Below are 18,920 nucleotides of genomic sequence, written 5' to 3' on the forward strand. Positions count from 1 at the left end.
GCGCACGCGCGCATTTGCACGCATATGCAAGGCATTCTAGGACTTTCAAGTCCCCCTGCCGTTCGTCGGTGACGTGGAAATGTCAATGGGCGTCTTGGCTTTGCCCCTCCCGCACCGCCCATTCATCGGACGAACGGGCAATTCAGCCCTTCAGACCCAGGCCAACGAGGAAGGTTTCGGCGGATTTGTCGCGGCTGGCCTTGGGCTTGATCGCCTTGACGACCCGAAAGTTCTGCCGGAACAGGGCCAGCATGGGGTCATAGGCCCCGCCATGGAAGAGCTTGACCACCAGCGCGCCCTCGCGCTTGAGGTGGGCGCGGGCGAAATCCACGGCCAGCTCGATCAGGTGCTCGATGCGGGCGGCATCGGCGTCGGCCACGCCCGAGAGGTTGGGCGCCATGTCCGATACCACCAGGTCGATCTGGGCCAGGCCGCGCTCGGCCAGCGCCGCCTCCAGCTGCGCCAGCACCTCGGCCTCGCGGAAGTCGCCCTGGATGAAGAGCACGTCCTCCACCGGTTCCATGGGCAGCAGGTCGAGGGCGACGATGGTGCCGTTGAGCCTTCCGGCCGCCGCCCCCTGTGGACTGAGGCGGCGGCGCAGGTACTGACTCCAGGCGCCCGGGGCGCTGCCCAGGTCGACCACGGCCATGCCGGGCTTCACGAGGCCCAGGGTTTCGTCGATTTCCTTGAGCTTGTAGGCGGCCCGGGCGCGGTAGCCCTCTTTCTGGGCCAGGCGCACGTAAGGATCGTTCACGTGCTCGTTGAGCCAGGCCTTGTTGACCTTCTTGCTCTGGGTGCGGACCTTGATGCCCATGCGTGCTTGGGGGTGGTAAACGATAATTCTCCCATGCCCTCCATCACCCTCACGCCCGCCCAACGCAAGGTCCACCGCGCCGAGGCCCACCACCTCGACCCCGTGGTCCACATCGGCAACGACGGCCTCACCCCCGCCGTGCGCAAGGAAGCCGATGCCGCGCTCAAGGCGCACGGCCTCATCAAGATCCGCGTGCTCAACGACGACCGCGCCGCGCGCGAGGCCATGCTGGCCGAGCTGGCCGAGGCCCTCGACGCCGCGCCGATCCAGCACATCGGCAAGCTATTGGTGCTTTGGCGCCCCCTGCCCGAAAAAGCCCGCCCCGCCGATGAAGACCGCAAACCCGGTCCGCGCGAAGTGAAGGTGCTCAAGTTCGGCAAGCGCCCCGGCCAGAAACCCGAGGTCAAGGTCGTGAAGGTGCTGGGCAACCAGCGCATCACGCCCGGCGGTCAGGTCAAGCGAGCCAAAGTCCGCAAAAAGAGTGTCAAGAAGAACGCCGGCTGAGCGCCTGCTTGCGCCGACGGCTTGAACTCCCGCCCGCCGCCACCCATCTGAGCCCCCATGAACGTCCGCCAAGACCCCGCCCAGCTCAACCCGCTGCTCGACTTCAGCGGCCTGCCGCGCTTCGACGCCATCACCCCCGATACCGTGGGCCCGGCGATCGACGAGCTGCTGAACCAGGCCAGTGCCGCGCTGGAGGCTGTGACGGCCGCCGGCTTTCCCGCCGAATGGGCCGCCATGGCCGGCACCCTGGACGTGGCGACCGAACGCCTGTCGCGGGCCTGGGGGGCGGTGAGCCACCTCAACAGCGTGGCCGACACCCCGGCGCTGCGCGCCGCCTACAACGCGGCCCTGCCCAAGGTCACCGAGTTCTGGACCCGCCTGGGCGCCGACGAGCGGCTCTACGCCAAATACAAGTCCATGGACCCGGCCTCGCTCACGGCCGAGCAGGCCCAAGCCCACCACAATGCGCTGCGCGGCTTCGTGCTGGGCGGCGCCGAGCTGCAGGGCGCCGCCAAGGAGCGCTTCGCCGCCATCCAGGAACGCGCGGCCGAACTGGCGCAGAAATTCAGCGAGAACGCGCTGGACGCCACCGACGCCTTCGCGCTGTACGTGGACACCAACGAGCTGGCCGGCGTGCCCGAGGACGTGGTGCAGGCCACCGCGGCCGCGGCCCGCGTCGAAGGCCGCACGGACCACAAGCTCAGCCTGAAGATGCCGGTCTACCTGCCGGTGATGCAGTTCGCCCGCTCGGGCGCGCTGCGCGAAAAGCTCTACCGCGCCTACGTCACCCGCGCCAGCGATCAGGCCCCTGCCGAGCTCGCGCGCTTCGACAACACCGCCCTCATGGTCGAATTGCTGGCCCTGCGCCACGAAGAGGCGCGCCTGCTCGGCTACCGCCACTTCGCCGACGTCTCGCTGGTGCCCAAAATGGCCGAGTCGCCCGAGCAGGTGAGCGCTTTCCTGCGCGACCTGGCGACGAAGGCCCGCCCTTTCGCCGAACAAGACCTGGCCGACCTGCGCGCCTTCGCCGCCGATCACCTGGGCATCGCCGACCCCCAGGCCTGGGACTGGCCCTACATCGGCGAAAAGCTCAAGGAGGCGCGCTACGCCTTCAGCGAGCAGGAAGTCAAACCGTACTTCACGGCGCCCAAGGTGCTCGCCGGCCTGTTCCAGATCGTCGAGACGCTGTTCGAGGTGGCCATCCGCCGCGACAGCGCGCCGGTCTGGCATCCGGGCGTGGAGTTCTACCGCATCGAGCGTGGCGGCCAGCTCGTGGGTCAGTTCTACCTGGACCCTGGCGCGCGCACCGGCAAACGCGGCGGCGCCTGGATGGACGACGTGCGCGCCCGGTGGTTGCGCCCCGATTCGCGCGCCCTGCAGACGCCCGTGGCCCACCTGGTCTGCAACTTCGCCGAGGGCGTGGGCGGCAAGCCGGCGCTGCTCACGCACGACGACGCCATCACGCTCTTCCATGAGTTCGGCCACGGCCTGCACCACATGCTCACCCAGGTGAACGAGCGCGACGTCTCGGGCATCAGCGGCGTGGAATGGGACGCCGTGGAACTGCCCAGCCAGTTCATGGAGAACTTCTGCTGGGAGTGGGACGTGCTCAAGCACATGACAGCCCACGTGGACAGCGGTCAGCCGCTGCCGCGCGCCCTGTTCGACAAGATGCTGGCCGCCAAGAACTTCCAAAGCGGCCTGCAGACCCTGCGCCAGGTGGAGTTCGCCCTGTTCGACATGCTGCTGCACAGCGAAACCCCGCCGCCGGCGGACGGTGCGGCCATCCTCACCCTGCTCAACCGCGTGCGCGACGACGTGGCGGTGCTCAAGCCGCCGGCCTACAGCCGCACGCCGCACACCTTCAGCCACATCTTCGCGGGCGGCTACGCGGCCGGCTACTACAGCTACAAGTGGGCCGAGGTGCTGAGCGCCGACGCCTACGCCGCCTTCGAGGAGGCCGCGGCGCAGCAGGGCCGCAGCACCCTGGACGTTGCGACGGGCCGGCGCTACCGTCAGTCGATTCTGGAGGCCGGCGGCAGCCGCCCTGCGATGGAATCGTTCAAGGCCTTCCGCGGCCGCGAGCCATCGATCGACGCCCTGCTGCGGCACCAAGGCATGGTTTGAACCCGCGCGCCGGCCGCCGACAAGCCCAAAGAACCGAGGGACGAAGATGAAGAAGCGCTCCGCTGCCGCCCGTGTCACCACCGCTCTGCTCCTGCTGGCCGCGCTGCCGGCCATGGCCCAGGGCGTCCACCGCATCGTCGGCCCGGACGGCCGCGTCACCTTCTCCGACCAGCCGCCCCCCAGCGCCACGGCGCGCCCGCAACCGGGCGCCAGCGGCAGCGCCCCGGCCACCTCGGTCGGCGGCGGGGGCCAGTTGCCCTACGAACTGCGCCAGATCGCCTCCCGTTACCCCGTCGTGCTCTACACCGGCGACAACTGCGCGCCCTGCAACACGGGCCGCAACCTGCTCAACTCGCGCGGCGTTCCGTACACCGAAAAGACGGTGAACACCGCCGACGATGTGCAGGCCTTGCGCCGCCTCAACAGCGACGCCTCCCTCCCCTTGCTGACCATCGGCGGCCAGAAGCTGCGCGGCTACCTCGAAACGGAGTGGACCCAGTACCTCGACGCCGCGGGTTACCCCAAGCAGTCGGCCCTGCCGTCCAGCTACCGCCGCCCGGCACCCGCACCGCTGGTGGCCGCCACGCCGTTGCCTGGATCGCCCACCCCGGCGGGCGATGCGTCCGCCGACGGCGCCGCCCCTCAGCCCGCGCCGGCCGAGACCCCGGTGCAGCCGCCGGTCACCAACCCAGCCGGCATCCGCTTCTGAACCGCGCTCAGAAGTTCAGCGTCTTCACCCCCGCCGGCGTGCCCAGCAGGCACACGACCGCTTTCTGGTGGGCGAACACGCCCACCGTCACCACCCCCGGCCACTGATTGACCTCGCTCTCGAAGGCGAGCGGGTCGGTGATGCGCAGGCCGGTCACGTCCAGGATGTGCTGGCCGTTGTCGGTCACCAGGGCTTGTCCGTCCTTCAGGCGCACCCGGGCCTGGCCGCCCAGGGCCGCGAACTGGCGCACCAGGCGCGCCGTGGCCATGGGGATCACCTCCACCGGCAGCGGAAACGCGCCCAGGGTCTGCACCAGCTTGGATTCGTCGGCGATGCAGACGAAGCGGCGCGACTGGGCCGCCACGATCTTCTCGCGCGTGAGCGCGGCGCCGCCGCCCTTGACCATGTGGCCGCGCGGGTCGATCTCGTCGGCGCCGTCAATGTAGACCGAGAGCTCGCCGACCTCATTGGCCTCGAGCACCGGGATGCCGATGGCCTTGAGCCGGGCGGTGGAGGCCTCGGAGCTGGACACCGCGCCGGGCACGCGGTCCTTCATGGTGGCCAGGGCCTCGATGAACTTGTTCACCGTGGAGCCCGTGCCCACGCCGACCACCTCACCGGGCGTCACGTAGTGCAGGGCGGCCTGGCCCACCAGCGTTTTGAGTTCGTCCTGGGTCATTTGCGAGAATCCGGGGTTGGTCGAAAAACCGCGGATTATCCGATGTCACTCTTTCCCTACGGCGCGGCGCGCCCCTTCCTGTTCGGTCTGGACCCCGAGGCCACCCACGAACTGACGCTGGGCGCCATCGCCCGCGTGCAGCACTCGCCGCTCACCTGCCTGTACAGCCAGCCGCGCGTGAGCGACCCCTTCACGCTCGCCGGCCTGCAATTTCCCAACCGCGTGGGCCTGGCGGCGGGCCTGGACAAGAACGCGCGCTGCATCGACGGCCTGGCCGCCATGGGCTTTGGCTTCGTGGAGGTTGGCACGGTCACACCCAGGGGCCAACCCGGCAACCCCAAGCCGCGCATGTTCCGCCTTCCCGAGCGCCGGGCCCTGATCAACCGGCTGGGCTTCAACAACGACGGCCTTGACGCCTTCCTGGCCAACGTACAGCGCGCGCGCTTTCGCCGCGACGGCGGCGCCACGCCCATGCGGCTGGGCCTGAACATCGGCAAGAACGCGAGCACGCCGATCGAGCGAGCCACCGAGGACTACCTCACCTGCCTGGACGGCGTCTACCCACACGCCGACTACGTCACCGTCAACATCTCCAGCCCGAACACGCAGAACCTGCGCAGCCTGCAAAGCGACGCCGCGCTGGACGCGCTGCTGGGGGCGGTGATGGAGCGGCGCGAACAGCTGGCGCAGCGGCACCAGCGCCGCATCCCGGTGTTCGTGAAGATCGCGCCCGACCTGGATGAGGCCCAGATCGGCGTCATCGCCGAGACCCTGCGCCGCCACGGCTGCCGCGCCGACGGTCAGGCCAGCGGCGAGCTGGGCGTGATCGCCACCAACACCACGCTGTCGCGCGAGGCCGTGAAGGGCCTGCGCCACGCCGAGGAAGCCGGCGGCCTGTCGGGCGCGCCGGTGCTGGAGGCCAGCAACCGCGTGATCCGCGCCCTGCGCACGGCCCTGGGGGCCTCGTTCCCGATCATCGGCGTGGGCGGCGTGCTGAGCGCGCGCGACGCGCTGAGCAAGATCGAGGCGGGCGCGGACCTGGTGCAGATCTACACCGGCCTGATCTACCAGGGGCCGGCGCTGGTCTACGAATCGGCCCAGGCGATCGCGGCGCTCAGGCGCTGAAGCGGCGCCCGCTCAGTCGGCCAGCAGCTCGCGCACCCGCTCGCCGATCGCCAGGCAACTGGTCAGCCCCGGCGATTCGATGCCGAAGAGGTTGACCAGCCCCGGCAGCCCGTGCTGCGCGGGGCCCTGGATCAGGAAGTCGGCCGCGGGCTCGCCCGGCCCGCTGATCTTGGGCCGCAGGCCGGCGTAGCCCGGCTGCAGCGCGCCGTCGGGCAGCGCCGGCCAGTAGCGGCGCACGGCGGCGTAGAAGCCCTCGCCGCGGGCGGGGTCGACCACCAGGTCGTCGGCGCGGTCCACCCACTGCACGTCAGGCCCGAATTTGGCCTGCCCGCCCAGGTCCATCGTGAGGTGCACGCCCAGGCCGGCCAGGTGCTGGTCGGGCTCGGGCGCGGGATAGATGAGCCGCTGGAACGGCGAACGGCCGGCGAGCGTGAAGTAGCTGCCCTTGGCGTAGCGCGGCGTCGGCACGCTGCCGGGGGGCAGCGCGGCGATGCGGCCGGCCAGCGCGCAGGCGTGCAGGCCGGCGCTGTTGACCACCGTGCGCGCCAGCAGTGGCGTGCCGTCCTCTGACACGATCAGCCAGCCTTCGTCCTGGCGTTGGATCTCGCGCACGCCGCTGTGGCAGACCACCATGCCGCCGTCCGCCTCCAGGTCGCCCTGCAGCGAGAGCATGAGCGCATGGCTGTCGATGATGCCGGTGGACGGCGAGAGCACCGCACCCAGGCACTCCAGCGCAGGCTCCCGTTCACGCGCCGCATCGCGCGAGAGCATCTCCAGGTCGTCCACGCCGTTGGCCGCCGCGCCCGCCACGATGCCCGGCAGCCCCGCCAGCTGCGAAGGCGTGTTCGCCACGATCAGCTTGCCGCAGCGCCGGTGCGCGATGCCGCGCTCGGCCGCATAGGCGTACAGCGCCCGCTTGCCCTGCACGCAGAGCCGGGCCTTGAGCGAGCCCGCCGGGTAGTAGATGCCCGCGTGGATGACCTCGCTGTTGCGCGAGCTGGTGCCGGTGCCGATGGCCGCCTCGCGTTCCAGCACCAGCACCTCGCGGCCGGCCTGCGCCAGCGCGCGCGCCACGGCCAGACCGACCACGCCGGCCCCCACCACCACCGCATCGACGCGCTCGGCCGTCATCGCTGGGTCCTCATCAGTTCGCGCACGCGCGCCGAGGGGATGGCGTAGGCGATTCCCGAGGGCTGGCTCAGCGCCGACTCGCGCGTGCCCTTGATCAGCACCATGTTCATCATGCCCACGACCTCCCCCGTCTCCGGCCGGAACAGCGGCCCACCGCTGTTGCCCGGGTAGGCCACGGCGTCGAGCTGGAAAATGTCGAAGGCGCCTTCGCGCGCGCCACGGATCGCCGGGCCGCGCAGGCGATCGGCGTCCGGGCTCGGCGGCGCCGAGGTCGCGATGCTGGACACCATGGCCCGATGCACCACGTGCGCGTAGCCCAGCACGTTGCCGATGGGAAAGCCCATGAAGGCCAGGTCGTCGCCCTCGCGCACCGCCGAGGAATCGCCCAGCGCCGCCAGCGGACCGGGCGGGCCGTCGATGCTGAGCAACGCGATGTCGCCGTGGCGCTCGGTGCCCAGCACGCGGGCCTGGCGCAGGGACCAGCCGCTCTCGCGCTGCCACACCTGCGCCACCAGCTGCGCGGCCGGCGTGCCGTCCTCCTGGGTGGGCAGCACATGCGCGCAGGTCACCACCTGCGAGGGCCGGCCCGCCAAGAAGCCGCTGCCACGCAGCTGGAAGCGCGGGCTGTCGGTCTCGCGCCAGGTGCCCACCAGCACCACCGAGGGCTTCATGCGCGCCACGGTGTCGGCCAGCGCGGCGCGCGCGGCGCCGGGCACCCCCCACAGCGGCAGGGAGCCGATCAGGCCCAGGCAGTGGCGCCGGTCCATGTCAGTTCTCCGTAGCGCCACGCGGCGCCCGCAGCGCCATCAGCGACTTGCGGGCCAGGTGGCCGGCCAGCAGCCAGGGCGGCATGCGCAGCCAATGCCCGCGCACATACAGGCCGGCGCGGGCCAGCGCGGTCCAGCGATCCGACAGGGAGTGGTGATCGGGGCGCAGCGCGCGCCGGTACATGGCGTCGAGCAGGCGGCCGCGCCAGCCCGGTGCCCAGCGGCGGTGCGCCCGCGCGGCCCAGTCGCGCGCCTCGGGCGGCAGCGGGGTGCGCAGCAGTTCGTCCAGGTACACCAGGGCCTGGGCCAGCGGGCGCTCCCAGTGCAGCGCCGTGGCGCGCGCGGTGAGCGCGGGCCAGAACGCGGGGTCTTGCCCGAACTCGCCCACCAGCAACTCGATGTCCAGCAGGCCGCGGCAGCCCAGCTCCAGCTCGCCTTCGGCATACAGGTGCGCGGCGCTGTGCAACACCATGTCCACGGGGGCCAGCGCGTGCACGCCCGGGTGGCCGGGAATGGGACGGATGTCGCCCAGCATGGCCGAGGGATCGGCCCGCAGCCGACCCGACAGCGGCACCAAGGCGTGGTGCACGTCCAGCACCGTGCCCCGGCGCAGGTGGCGCATGGGCGGCAGCTCGTGCATCCAGGTGCGGTAATAGCGCTGGTCGTAGGCGTTGGTGTTGGTGCTGACCCAGCCGCTGAGCATCAGCGCCGACTCCACCTCGGCCAGGCGCTCGCGCGGCACCAGGATGTCGATGTCCGAGACCATGCGCCCCTCGCCCACGCGCAGGTCCTGCAGCACGTAGGCCGCGCCTTTGAGCAACACCAGCGGCAGACCGGCCTGCCCGAACACGCGCAGCAGCTGCTGCGTCTCGTGCCGCAGCTCCTCGTGCTGGCGCCGCGCCAGCAGTTGCATGGACCGCAGGTGGCGCGCCACCTCGGGCGGCACGTCCGCCCAGCGGCCGGCGGCGTCGATGCGCTCGGCCATGCGGGCCAGCAGATCGGCGCGGCGGCCCTGGCGCACCAGCAGGTCCCACTGGCCCGGCGTGAGCGAGCCCAGCCGCTCGGGCTCGCGCAGCGGCAGCATCAGCAGGTCGAGCGCGGGCAATGTCACGGGACCACCCTCCATGCCACACAACGCGGGGCCGAGCGCTTCGGACGCGGACCGGTGGCGCTCACGCGGCCCTCGCCAGGGAATCGAACCAGGCCGCCGCGTCGTCGAGCTCGCTGTAGCGCAGGTCGAAGGCGTCGCAGCCGTCAACGATGTCGGCCATGCGCTCGAAACCGCGCGGGCCGTGCACGTGGTGGTTGAAGCTGTTCGACGCCAGCTCCACCAGCGTCTGCGGCTTCGGGCGCGGCACGGCGCTCAGGGGCGCGCCCTTCTCGAAGCGCGGAAATACGATCCAGCGCGGCATGGCCGGCAGCGCCGCCTGGCGCAGGCTGGCCTCGTTCACCCGCAGGTGCGCCACCACGCCCTTGAGCGTGTCGTGCGCCAACGGGCCGATCACAGCGTCCGGCATGCGCTCGCGCATCAAGGGAATGGATTGGTTCTTCAGGCTCACGGGTCGCGGCGAGGCGCTGAGCTGCCCGCTCGCCGGATCGATCAGCGCGAGCTCGTCGGACATCAAGCGCCAGCCCTGGTGCATGAGCCAGGCACACAGCGTGCTTTTCCCCGAGCCGGGAGGCGCCGGCAGCAGCACCGCGCGGCCGTCGCGTTCCAGCACGGCGGCGTGCACCGTGAGCCAGTGGTGGCAGTGGCTGGTCACGCACCAGTTCAAGCCCCACTCGAAGAAGGCGAATGCCTCGCCGCGCGCCAGCGGCGTGAACGGCCGCTGGCCGTCGACGTCGAGCTCGCAGCGAAGGCTGGTCCAGCCCAGGCTGGGCAGGACGCTCACATGGAAGTCGCAGAACACGTCTTCGTCACCCGCGTGCTCGTGCAGCGCGTACAGCCGCTCGATGCCTTCGCGCACGATGGGAATGGGGCTGCGCACACGCACGGTGAATGGCGGCACCGACAGCACCAGGCCGCCGTTGTGGAGCCGGGCCGACAGCTCGGCGGGCGTCAGGTCGGCGACGCGCCCGCGGGCTGTCCTCACGCCGGCACCCGCTCGATGAAACCCATGTGCTCGAACTGCGCGAGGTGCTGGCGCACGCCCTCGACGTCCTCGGCTTCAGGGGGGGCTTGCAGCAGATGCCGCGCCAGGGTCTCGGCGTCGGCGGGCCGCCCATCCAGCAGCCGCTCGATGAGCTCCGCCGCCACGGGCGAAATGGCACTGAGGCTGCCGTCCGCGGCGTCGTAGACCACGCCGCCATCGGGCCATCGCCGCAGGTGCAGCGCCTGCGTGCGCCGACAGACCCAGGCGAGCGGATCGCCTGGTGCCAGGGTCACAGAAACGAGGGACCGTAGACCAGGTCGAAGTAGGCCATGGTCTGGCTCAGCGTCCAGGTGGTGCCCGCGAAGGGCTGCCAGACGCCCTGGCCATTCCAGATGGCGCGGCACTGCGCCTGGGTGAGCATCACCCGCGACGGGTCGTTCTGGTACGCCTTGGCCGTGAGAAAGGCGGCGACGACGTGACGGGCCAGCGCGGTATTGCCCTGGTTTCCGCCGGACTCCAGCACCTGCTGCAGGCTCTTGCCGGTGAAGACGCTGGCCGGGTTCTGGGTGAAGCCGGTTTCCGTGGACAGGAACTTGGTGGTGGTCTTGTAGTCGCGCGGCAGGCCGTTGTCGCGGTTCTTCCAGTAGCCGTGCGACTGGCACTCGTAGTCGGTCTTGATCTCGCGCCGAGCGCTCACCTTCATCTGCGCCGCACGCAGCGAGGAGAAAGTCGAGGGCTTGATGCAGGTGTGGTCGCCGCCAGCGAGCACGGTGTTGCTCTTGAGCGCGGCCAGCACGGGCGCGGCGCTGAGGCCCGCCCGAACCAAGTGGCGACGCGAGACCCCGGACTTTTGGGCGCCGGCTTCCCGCACGGCGCCGTCTTCAGATTGGTTCACATCGGACATGGAAAAACTCCTTCGGCCTGACAGCCAAAACCCCACGAGTCTGGCCGCACGTATGCGGGGTATTGTAGATCGATCTGTAGCAAAAAGTAATCGTCTGGACGGCCGGCAGACTCATTGCGCGCCCTTACCTGTTAACACTACCCCCACCGTCTCGAACAGCACCACCAGATCAAGAAAAAGTGAGTGGTTTTTCACGTAATACAGGTCGTATTGAAGCTTCTCAGCGGTGTCTTCCACCGTAGACCCGTACTGGTACCGCACCTGGGCCCAGCCGGTCACACCGGGCTTGACGCTGTGGCGCACCGCGTAGAACGGGATCTCCTGGATCAGCTTGTCGACGAAGAAGCCGCGCTCCGGGCGCGGACCAACCAGGCTCATGTCGCCGTTGAGCACCGAGAAGAGCTGAGGCAGTTCGTCCACGCGCAGTTTGCGGATGACCTTGCCCACGCGGGTGACGCGGCTGTCGCCGGCGGTGGCCCAGCGCGGCACGCCATCCTTCTCGGCGTCGGTGCGCATGCTGCGGAACTTCACCACGTTGAAGGGGCGGTTGTTCAGGCCGATGCGTTCCTGGCGGTACAGGATGGGGCCGGGGCTTTCCAGCTTGATGGCCAGCGCCGCGATCGCCATGATCGGCAGCGAGATCAGGATCAGCACCGACGCGCCCAGGATGTCGAAGAGGCGCTTGATGGTGGTACGCACCACGCCCTGGTTGAAACCGTCGCCGAAGATGAGCCAGCCGGCCGACACGGCCTCCAGCCGGATCTGGCCGAGGTTCTGCTCATAGAAGGCGGCGATGTCGGTGACGCGCACGCCGCCCAGCTTGCAGTCGAGCAATGCCCGCATGGGCATGCTGCCGCCGCGCCGCTCGGTGATGGCCACGACGATCTCGTCGATGCGCCGGCTCTGCACCAGATCCGTCAAGGCCTGCTGGGTGGTGATCACCTTGCCCGCGGGCACCTGCTGCTCCTGTTCGTTGGGGCCGGCCAGGTAGCCGCAGAGTTCGGCGTTGGCCCCGGGCAGTTCCAGCGCCCGGCCCACGGCCAGCGCGCGCGCGCCGGTGCCGAACACCAGCACCCGGCGCCTGGGAATGGCCTTCGGCAGGAACTCCCCCACCAGCACCTGGTACAGCAGCAGCACGGCGGTGACCATCATGATCAGCACCACCGACCAGGTGCGGCCGTAGAAGGCCTGCAGCGGCAGCAGCAGCAGCACCGATACCACCAGGGCCGTGGTCAGGCTGAAGGACACCAGCGAACGCGCCAGCGCCTGACGGGTGGACAGGATGGTGCGGCGGTCGTAGAAGCCCAGGGCGGCATTGATCGCCAGGAAGCCGATGCCCATCAGCAGGCCGCGGGCCGCGCCGCGGCCGATCTGGGCACTGGTGAGGTCCTCGGGCTTGGAGAGGGCGATCAGCGCGCCGACGAAAACGCCGGCGACCAGCGTGACGTCAAGCAACAGCTGGATGAGGGTGTGTCGGTCGAAATAGTGGTTGAAGATCCTGATCACGCGCGGTTCTCCGGGCACGGCAGATCGGTGTCATGTGGGTACTCCCTACCGCATCCTGCCCATTCGTCCGAGGATAGTGGCCACACCATGTCAACACAATCGCTTACATCCTGCTTTTGTGTGAAGTATTTCGCCCGAATGCCAAGCCAAGGCCCAGGGTGATCCACCAGCACCAGGCCACCCGGGGCACTTCGGTCACGCTGATGAGCAGGCCAAGGGCCGCGATGGCGGTCACGCCAGCCAGCCAGGCGCCGGCCAATGGCTCGCGTTCCCGCACCCCGCGCCAGGCGGCGTGCGCCGCCCCGGCCAGCCAGGCCAGCAGTGCCACCAGCACGGCGGCCCCGCGCTCGACCAGCACCTCCAGGTACAGGTTGTCCGCGTGCCAGGGTTCGAAATGCCCCTGGGCAGCGGGCAGCCAGCGCGCGGCCCCCTGCTCGAAGCCGGTGTTGAGCAGGCGCTGGCGGCCCTGGGGATCAAACAGCTCAAGGCGCTCGACCGTCACCGCCATGCCGGGGTTCAGCACCGACAGGCTGAAAAAACCTTCGCGCCAGCCCGCCAGCGGGGCGTCAGGGGCCAGCGAATCGCCGAACAGATCCACCTCGCGCACCACCCGGCCGGTCTCGCCGGCGGCGTCGTCCGCGTGGCGGATGAAACGCCACTGGCAGCGGCGGTCGTAGATCAGGTGGCGTTCGCAGACACTGACCAGCAGCCGCAGACCGGGGTGCGCCTCATAGACCAGGCGCGCGCGGTAGGTGCCGGCCTCGAAGCCGCGCAGGCGCTGCACCACCGCGAAGCGCACGCCGTCCAGCCCTGCACGGTCGGGACCGTGCAGCCGCAGGCGCGTCCCGCCATCGGCCGTCGGCCACTGCACGCGGCCCGGCATCCCTGCGTCGGGGCGCTCGGCCCAGCGCGCCGGCAGGCGGCCGGCGCCGATGCCCAGTGCCAGGTCCGCCATGCCGTCGGCCGCCGAGGCCACGGCGCGCCAATGGCCGAAGCGATCGGTGAAATCCTGGCCCGAGCGCGCCAGCCGCTGTGCGATGGCGGTGGTGCCCAGCAGCACCCAGACCAGTTGGACCAGCACCAGCGACACCACCGCGGCATTGCCCAATCGCGGCGGCGCCCGGTCGCCATCGGATGCCTGCAGCGGCATGAGGCGGTGCAGGGCGGCGGCCAGCAGCGTGCCGATCAGCGCCGCGCCGTACAGGCCGCGCGACTGGGTCGTCAGCACCACGTGGCAAGCCAGCACGAACAGCGCAGCCGCCGCCCACCAGGTCCACGGGCCGCGCGCGCGCAACCACCACCAGGCGGCCAGCGGCAGGCTCAGGGCGAGGTAGGCGTCGATGGCGCCGCCGCCCACGTGCATTTCCCAGAACCAGGCGGTGGTTCGGTAGCCCGACCACAGATCGAACAGGCCGGCGTACAACAAGCGCTCCAGCAGCACCAGCGCGCAGACCGAGGCCAGGCCCATGAGGCAGCCGCGCCACCAGGCCAGGCGCCAGCGCTGCCGCGATCCGGTATCACCGCCGGTCCACAGCGGCAACAGCAGCGCCGCCCAGACCAGCGACTTGCTCGACCGCCAGGCGTTGGCCGGCGACGGGTAGTCCGCGAAGGGAAACGCCGCCCAGGAGGGCCAGGCCCCGCCATCGCCCAGGGCGCGGCCCGCGCCCCAGGCCGCCACCACCAGCAAGGCGACCGACAGCGCGAGCGAGCGCCGGTCCAGCACCGGCCCACCGTCGCGGTGCCGCCAGGCCTGCAGCGCCCAGGCGCCCCAGCCGCCGGCCGCCACGGCCAGCACCATCAGATCGAACTCGTCGAACATGAGCCAGCCCGTGTGCACGGTCTGGCTGGCCCAAGGCAGCACCGCGGGCAGCAGCCACGCGCCCAGAAACGGGCGCCAGGCCGTCAGCGCCATCGCCAGCAGTACCCCTGCGCCCAGGCCCAGCGGCAGGATCGGGTGGGCCGATGCCCCGATCAGGGCGGCGGCGGCGGTGCTCAGGGCAAGGGCGGCGGCCGCCAGCGTCTTCAGGGCTCGAACGGTCATGAAGGCCCAAATGTATCAATCCGAAACCACGGTATCGGCCCCGCCAGGGCTCGAATACCCCCAGGGCCATCGAGACAAACCCCGGGCTTTTTCAGATGGTTTCGATTTCGGCGGAACTCACATTCTGAATCCAGGACGTCATGAATTCGTGAAAAAATCCACGCGCCGCAAAATGCACCCCAAGTGATGGTGCGGCGCCCGCCCTCCCCGCTTCCCAAGAACCTCGGTGACCTTCTGTCGGTGCCGCGTGGCCCGACGCAGAGATTGTTTGACCTGTCATCCATGAACACCTACTTTTTCGAGGTTCAACAGCGCAGGACCATGCTCGCGACGCTCTTTGCCGCCACCTGTCTGGTGGCCGCCTGTGGTGGCGGTGGCGGCAGCGCCGGGCTGGTCAGCGACGCACCGGCCCAGACACCCGGCGGCGTGTCGCCCCCCGGCCCGTCGGAGCCGCCCACCGCGCCGCCGCCCAGCACCCCGCCACCCCCGCCCGCTCCCTCTGCGGGCGCAGCGGGCCTGGCCTGCGCCGCGGGCGCCATCACCTGCGTGGAAGTGACCGCCGGCAGCGCCCAGACCAACCTGCCCATCACCTTCGGCCAGCCCTTCCGCAGCGGCGACCTTTCCACCAGCCAGGGCCTCAGCGCCCAGGACAGTGCCGGCAATACCGTGCCCGTGCAGATGGACGAGGTGTCCACCCATGCCAACGGCTCCGTGCGCTTCGCCGTGCTCAGCGCCACGCTGCCCAGCCTGCCAGCCAATACCCCGCGCCTGATCAACCTCTACCCCGCCGCCAAGAGCAATCCAGCCGTCTCGCTGCCGGCCGCGCCGGCCTGGAACCTGCAGGTCACGGCACGCCTGTCCGACGGCACCACCCTGGTGGCCAACCCGCAACAGCAGTTGCAGCAGCTCATCGCCTCGGGCGCCGGCCGGCGCCTGCACGGCCCGGTGGCCAGCGAGTTCAACGTCGTGGCCCCCATGATCAACCAGGCCACCGGGGCGGCCCACCCGCACCTGGTCGCGCGCCTGCACACCCGCCTGTACAACGGTGGCAGCCGCATCCGCACCGACGTGGTGATGGAGAACAACTGGGCGCTCAAGGCCAATCCCGCCAACCTGAGCTACTCGCTGACCGTCACGGCCAATGGCCAGACGCTGCTGTCGCAGCCCTCATTCACGCACACGCACCATGCGCGCTGGCACAAGGTGGTGTGGAGCGGCGGCGCCGCGCCGAACGTTCGCCTGCGCCACCACATGCCCTACTTCCTGGCCAGCCGCGCCACCTGGAACTACAACCTGGGCCTGAACATTCCCGACAGCGTGCTGCAAAACGAGGCGCGCTCACTGTCGAGCAGCAACACCGGTCCCATGGGCACGGCCATGCTGACCACCAACATGCCCGGCACCGGTGGGCGCGACGAGATCGCGCCACTGCCGCGCTGGACCGCGCTGTACCTCATCACGCAGGACGACCGCGCCCGCGCCTCCATGCTGGCCAACGCCGACGCCGCCGCCAGCGCCCCCGTGCACTACCGCGACGAGGCCACCGACCAGCCCATCAGCGTGATCAAGTACCCCGGCATCGCGCTGCGCTATGGCGCCTCCAGCCCCTCGGTGCCCGGTGGCAATGGCTCCAGCGCCTGGACGCCGGACATCGCGCACCAGGGGTCGTACGCCTACATCCCCTACCTGGTCACCGGCGACGCCTTCTACCTCGACGAGATGATGTTCTGGGCCGCCTGGAACGTCGCCGCCAACGACCCCATCTACCGCGAGCGCGACAAGGGCCTGCTGATGCCCGAACAGGTGCGCGGCCAGGCCTGGGGCATCCGCTCGATCGCGGAGGCCGCTTTCGCCGCCCCGGACAACCACCCCATGAACGGCTACTTCGACACCATGCTGTCGAACAACATGGCGTGGGCGCTGGCCACCTACGGCCCGGGCAAGTCGGGCCCGCTGTTCTCGCCCATGGGGGCGCTGATCTCGCAGTACAACAACAACCAGTCGCCGTCGTACGAGTCGGATTTCTTCGCCACCGTGATGAGCTGGCTGACGGAGAACAACGTGCCGAACGCCAGCGCCGTGCTCAACAGCGTGGGCCGCATGCAGATCGACCGTTTCCTGGCCAGCACCCAGTCGGCCGGCTTCTGCACCAGCCGCGCCGCGGGCTACTGGCTGCAGACCATGAGCGGCGGCAGCTACATCAACAACTGGGCCGACTTCTACCGCGCCAACTACGGCTCGGCCGCCTGCGAAGGCGCTGCCGCGGCCGGCGATCCCGCCTACCCCGACTGGGCCGGCGGCTACGCGGCCGTGGCGCGCGGCATGCTCGCCGCCGCCAGCAACGCCGGGGCCAACAACGCCGCCACCGCCTACGCGCGCTGGAAGGCGTTCACGCCCCAACTGGAGTCGGGCGCGCGCGGCTTCAGCAGCGATCCGTCCTACGCGATCGTGCCGCGCTGAGCGGCTGGCGGCTCAAACCGCCGCGCGCGCGCTCGGGGCCGTCGCCGGTGCGGCACCCACCTCGCGCCACAGGTCCAGCAGCGTGGAAAACTGGCCGCCCAGCCGGTCGCGAAAGTGCGCGCAGACGCGGTCGATGCGGCGCAGGAACTCCTGCAGGTCGTGCTCGTTGCGCACATAAGGCGTGTTGCCCGGTGCCAGCGAGGGTGAGTGGTAGGTCAGGCTGAACACCCGCACGCCCTGCGCGTACAGCGCCTCCATCAACCGGATCTGCGTGTCGGCGTCGAAACCCTCGGGGCTCAGGCGGGCGCGCCACAGCACGTCCAGGCGGCTCAGCACCGACTGCACGCGCAGCTGCTGCAGCATGGGGTTGTCCCAGAGCGCGGCGAAGCGCTGGCCGGCCCACCAGGCGCGTCCGCCGTAGCCCACGGTCAGTGGCACCTCCAGCAGGTCGCGCGACTCGTCGGCGAAGAAGGGGTGCATGGACGTGCCCAGGAAGTTGGGGCCGTGCACGCGCTCGAAGCTGGTGGCCGGCACGAAGCTGCAGTCGATGCGGTAACCCAGGCGCCGAATCACGCCCAAGGTGGCCGCGCCGACGCCATAGCGCCCGGCCTTGAAGATGAGCGGCCGCTGCCCGAAGGCCTGGGCCACGGCCTCCGTGCTGGCCTCCAGCTTGGCGGCCTCCAGCTCGGGCGGCAGGTTGCCGTGGAAGGAGTTGTAGGCGTTGACCTCGTCCTCGTACGGCGGCGTCACCCAGGGATGGCAGTGCGTGCCAAAGTGGGCGCGGCCCGCGTCGACCAGCCGGCGCAGGTAGGCCGCCGCCGGCGCCGAGCGGGCCACCGCATAGTCCAGCACGTAAGTCGGCACGATGCCGTATTTATCGAACACCGCGTGGGCATGGTCCTGCGCGGGGATCGACTCCGTCGCCACGGCGTCGCGGTTGAAGGGCTGGGTCCAGTCGAACTCTTCCTCGGTGTCCACCACCACGAGCAACAGGGGCCGATCGGACGAACGCCGCGCCGGCACCGGGCGCAGTTCCGGGTGATCGATCGGGCGGTAGCCGGCGACCATCGGGCGAGCGGTGGGACGCGCCAGGCTCACACGCGGCGCGTGCCGTGCACGGTGACCGTGCGGTAGTAGGCGCCGAGCGAGGGCATGGACGAGGCGATGGCGGCGTCGACGCGGTCGGCCGCGTTCACCATCCAGTTGCTGGGCTGCGCGCGCACCGCCTTGGACAGCACCGCGGCGGGAAAGGCGAACAGATCGGTGTACAGGTGCTTGGGCGCGAAGTAGCGGTCCAGGATGTCGAGCTCCTCACGCGCCAGCGGCTTCTCGTCGGGCGTGCGCGCCTTGGGCGTGAGCGCGCGCACCAGGCGCGCCACCGGGTTGAGCAGCAAAGGCTCGACGAACAGGATCTCGCCGCCCGGCTTGGTCACGCGCGCGATCTCCTTGACCGCGCGCTCGAATTCCAGGTGGTGCAGGATGGCCGTGCCGAACACCAGGTCGAAGGTGGCGTCGGGGAACTGCAGCTCGTGCGCGTCCATCAGCTTGAACTCCACCGGCAGGCCCTTGGCCTGGGCCACCTGGCGGCCCTTGTCGAGTTCGCGGTCGGAGATGTTGATGCAAGTGAGCTGCGTGGGCTTGAGGTTCCACTTGAGGTAGTGGGCTTCCCAGGCCTGGCTGCCGACCTCCAGCACGCGGGTGTCGGTGTGGCGCGTGTGCACGGCGCGGATCAACTCGTCGCGGCGGCGCCGCGCAGGGCCCATCTGCGTGTAGGCCATGACCGCTTCCAGGCGGTCGCGCTCCAGCTCGTCGTTGTCGTAGATCTCGGCCTCGCGGCTGACGCGCTGGGCATCGTGTGAAGTCGGGCTCGTCATGCGAAGGCCTCCAGTTGATTTGTGCGAATGGGCGCCCATGGGCCGCCACCATCCGGCGAAGCTAGCACAGGGATGCACATTTACATACCTTCGATGCACATCCGAACGTGCGATATCTCCACGAAATGGCGATGCATGAGATGTCAATCATCAACACAATCGCCTTACTGGTACTCGCATTCCGCC

At 70.1% G+C, this 18,920-nt stretch carries 17 protein-coding genes; 5 read left to right on the forward strand and 12 right to left on the reverse strand.

All coding sequences use genetic code 11. The features are described from left to right. Nucleotides 1–142: 142 nt before the first annotated feature. Nucleotides 143–808 (reverse strand): RlmE family RNA methyltransferase, encoded by a 666-nt coding sequence (locus BHU06_RS04770; RefSeq protein ID WP_070398248.1) that lies wholly within the window; start codon nt 806–808, stop codon nt 143–145. A 39-nt stretch (nt 809–847) separates the two neighbouring features. On the opposite strand from BHU06_RS04770, the gene BHU06_RS04775 reads away from it, so the two are divergent. From BHU06_RS04775 to BHU06_RS04785, 3 genes are read left to right on the forward strand one after another with little or no spacing between them, the layout of a single operon-like run. After that, nucleotides 848–1,318 carry a YhbY family RNA-binding protein gene (locus BHU06_RS04775; protein ID WP_070398000.1) on the forward strand — a complete coding sequence of 157 codons (471 nt, stop codon included), beginning with the start codon at nt 848–850 and terminating at the stop codon, nt 1,316–1,318. Between the two features lie 57 nt (nt 1,319–1,375). Beyond that, nucleotides 1,376–3,445 carry a M3 family metallopeptidase gene (locus tag BHU06_RS04780; protein WP_070398001.1) on the forward strand — a complete coding sequence of 690 codons (2,070 nt, stop codon included), beginning with the start codon at nt 1,376–1,378 and terminating at the stop codon, nt 3,443–3,445. Between the two features lie 46 nt (nt 3,446–3,491). After that, complete coding sequence (locus BHU06_RS04785; RefSeq protein WP_070398002.1) at nt 3,492–4,154, forward strand: glutaredoxin family protein; 663 nt, start codon at nt 3,492–3,494, stop codon at nt 4,152–4,154. A gap of 7 nt (nt 4,155–4,161) precedes the next feature. Here the strand turns inward: BHU06_RS04785 and rpiA are convergent, their stop codons facing one another. Then, nucleotides 4,162–4,833, reverse strand: a complete 672-nt coding sequence (rpiA, locus tag BHU06_RS04790; RefSeq protein WP_070398003.1) for a ribose-5-phosphate isomerase RpiA — start codon at nt 4,831–4,833, stop codon at nt 4,162–4,164. A 42-nt stretch (nt 4,834–4,875) separates the two neighbouring features. On the opposite strand from rpiA, the gene BHU06_RS04795 reads away from it, so the two are divergent. After that, a complete protein-coding gene (locus tag BHU06_RS04795; RefSeq protein ID WP_070398004.1) occupies nt 4,876–5,958 on the forward strand; it encodes a quinone-dependent dihydroorotate dehydrogenase in 1,083 nt (360 codons plus the stop codon). A 12-nt stretch (nt 5,959–5,970) separates the two neighbouring features. On the opposite strand, the gene BHU06_RS04800 is transcribed toward BHU06_RS04795, so the two are convergent. The 8 genes from BHU06_RS04800 to BHU06_RS04835 form a co-directional block, all read right to left on the reverse strand. Continuing rightward, entirely contained in the window at nt 5,971–7,089 is a 1,119-nt protein-coding gene (locus BHU06_RS04800) for an NAD(P)/FAD-dependent oxidoreductase (RefSeq protein ID WP_070398005.1), read from the reverse strand. Continuing rightward, nucleotides 7,086–7,856 (reverse strand): S1C family serine protease, encoded by a 771-nt coding sequence (locus BHU06_RS04805; RefSeq protein ID WP_070398006.1) that lies wholly within the window; start codon nt 7,854–7,856, stop codon nt 7,086–7,088. The genes BHU06_RS04800 and BHU06_RS04805 overlap by 4 nt, the downstream gene beginning before the upstream one ends. Nucleotide 7,857: 1 nt before the next feature. Then, nucleotides 7,858–8,967, reverse strand: coding sequence for a nucleotidyltransferase family protein (locus BHU06_RS04810; protein ID WP_070398007.1), 1,110 nt, complete (start codon nt 8,965–8,967; stop codon nt 7,858–7,860). Nucleotides 8,968–9,028: 61 nt separating this feature from the next. Further along, the gene (locus BHU06_RS04815) at nt 9,029–9,949 is read right to left on the reverse strand and encodes an HprK-related kinase A (RefSeq protein ID WP_083292919.1); all 921 of its coding nucleotides are present in this window, start codon (nt 9,947–9,949) and stop codon (nt 9,029–9,031) included. After that, nucleotides 9,946–10,242 (reverse strand): HPr-rel-A system PqqD family peptide chaperone, encoded by a 297-nt coding sequence (locus BHU06_RS04820; RefSeq protein ID WP_139146952.1) that lies wholly within the window; start codon nt 10,240–10,242, stop codon nt 9,946–9,948. Before BHU06_RS04820 ends, BHU06_RS04815 begins: the two co-directional genes overlap by 4 nt. Further along, on the reverse strand, nt 10,239–10,853 hold the full coding sequence (locus BHU06_RS04825; RefSeq protein ID WP_070398008.1) for a hypothetical protein: 615 nt from the start codon (nt 10,851–10,853) through the stop codon (nt 10,239–10,241). The genes BHU06_RS04820 and BHU06_RS04825 overlap by 4 nt, the downstream gene beginning before the upstream one ends. Before the next feature lie 111 nt (nt 10,854–10,964). Next, nucleotides 10,965–12,359: a TIGR03013 family XrtA/PEP-CTERM system glycosyltransferase gene (locus BHU06_RS04830; protein ID WP_070398009.1), complete on the reverse strand. Its 1,395-nt coding sequence runs from the start codon at nt 12,357–12,359 to the stop codon at nt 10,965–10,967. A 103-nt stretch (nt 12,360–12,462) separates the two neighbouring features. Continuing rightward, a complete protein-coding gene (locus BHU06_RS04835; protein WP_070398010.1) occupies nt 12,463–14,400 on the reverse strand; it encodes a hypothetical protein in 1,938 nt (645 codons plus the stop codon). Between the two features lie 282 nt (nt 14,401–14,682). Between BHU06_RS04835 and BHU06_RS04840 the strand changes: the two genes are divergently transcribed. Then, nucleotides 14,683–16,860: a hypothetical protein gene (locus tag BHU06_RS04840; RefSeq protein WP_083292921.1), complete on the forward strand. Its 2,178-nt coding sequence runs from the start codon at nt 14,683–14,685 to the stop codon at nt 16,858–16,860. A 12-nt stretch (nt 16,861–16,872) separates the two neighbouring features. Here the strand turns inward: BHU06_RS04840 and BHU06_RS04845 are convergent, their stop codons facing one another. Further along, nucleotides 16,873–17,928, reverse strand: coding sequence for a hypothetical protein (locus BHU06_RS04845; protein WP_083292924.1), 1,056 nt, complete (start codon nt 17,926–17,928; stop codon nt 16,873–16,875). Between the two features lie 26 nt (nt 17,929–17,954). Next, nucleotides 17,955–18,734 carry a class I SAM-dependent methyltransferase gene (locus tag BHU06_RS04850; protein WP_070398011.1) on the reverse strand — a complete coding sequence of 260 codons (780 nt, stop codon included), beginning with the start codon at nt 18,732–18,734 and terminating at the stop codon, nt 17,955–17,957. Nucleotides 18,735–18,920: the final 186 nt, after the last annotated feature.

The sequence above is a fragment of the Hydrogenophaga sp. PML113 genome, from assembly GCF_001777155.1.
Classification (GTDB): domain Bacteria; phylum Pseudomonadota; class Gammaproteobacteria; order Burkholderiales; family Burkholderiaceae_C; genus Hydrogenophaga; species Hydrogenophaga borbori.